Genomic DNA, 947 nt, shown 5'->3' with positions numbered 1-947 from the left:
GCCGCGCTCGCGCACAGCACGCGCCGCTGCGGCGCCAGCACGGTCGCGACGAAACGCGTGTCCTCGAGCGGGCCGATGCGCACCGCGAGATCAACGTCGGAGCCGAGCCGCGCGCCCTGCAGGTCGACCATGCTGTCGGTCAGCACCAGGTCGACCTGCAGCGCCGGATGACGTTGCATGAAGGCGGCCAGCGCGGCCATCAGGTGCCGGCGGCCGAACGGCGCCGGGCAGTCGACGCGCAGCAGCCCGCTCGGCTCGTCGTGCTGGCTGTGCAGGTCCTCCTGCAGGCCGCGCAGCTCGGCCAGCATCCGCGTCGCACGCCCGTACAGCAGTTGCCCGGCCTCGGTCGGCCGCAGCGCATGCGTGGTGCGATGCAGGAGGCGGATGCCGAGCTGCGTCTCGAGCCGGTCGATGCGCCGCGTGACCGACGACGCAGCGACACCCAGCCGGCGCGCGGCCGCCGAGAAGCTTTGCTGGTCGACCACGTCGACAAACAGCGCCAGATGCGGGGAAAGGAAGTCGTCCATTCAGTGCCTTCGAAATTGGCTATGCGTCCATCGCAAAACAATCATCCGCCTTTGCGCGTTTCCGCGTCAAACCGCGCCGACTAGACTGCATTCATCCTTTTCACCCGCTGCACGCACCGATCCAACCGGCCGCGCGGCAGCCAACCGCCACGGAGATCATCATGCGCAGCATCCGCTTCGACGCCCCCGCCGCCGACATCGAGTCGCTCGACGCGCGCGTCAGGGAAATCGACACGCCCGTCCCGGCCGACGGCCAGATGCTGATCGAGGTACGCGCGGCCGGCGCGAACCCGCGCGCCGGGACGGCCCCGCTCGGCCGCATGCCGCACGCGGGGTGGCCCCGCACGCCCGGACGCCGAGCGGAACAGCGGCGTGGCGGGCAAGAGTGTGCGCCAGGGCGGAGAGTCACGGGGTCGACGC

Annotated in this window: 1 protein-coding gene and 1 pseudogene; one reads left to right on the top strand and one right to left on the bottom strand. The window is 71.2% G+C overall.

Annotation, left to right across the window (positions count from 1 at the left end):
• The coding region (locus tag G3N93_RS40820) for a LysR family transcriptional regulator (protein WP_206135614.1) at nucleotides 1–527 on the bottom strand (527 nt) is incomplete at its 3' end.
• A gap of 161 nt (nucleotides 528–688) precedes the next feature.
• On the opposite strand from G3N93_RS40820, the pseudogene G3N93_RS40815 reads away from it, so the two are divergent.
• A pseudogene (locus G3N93_RS40815) lies at nucleotides 689–947 on the top strand (hypothetical protein); the annotation flags it as partial.

This window comes from Burkholderia sp. Se-20378 (genome assembly GCF_017104665.1).
Taxonomy (GTDB): domain Bacteria; phylum Pseudomonadota; class Gammaproteobacteria; order Burkholderiales; family Burkholderiaceae; genus Burkholderia; species Burkholderia lata.
This window is presented reverse-complemented; position numbering and strand designations above follow the sequence as displayed.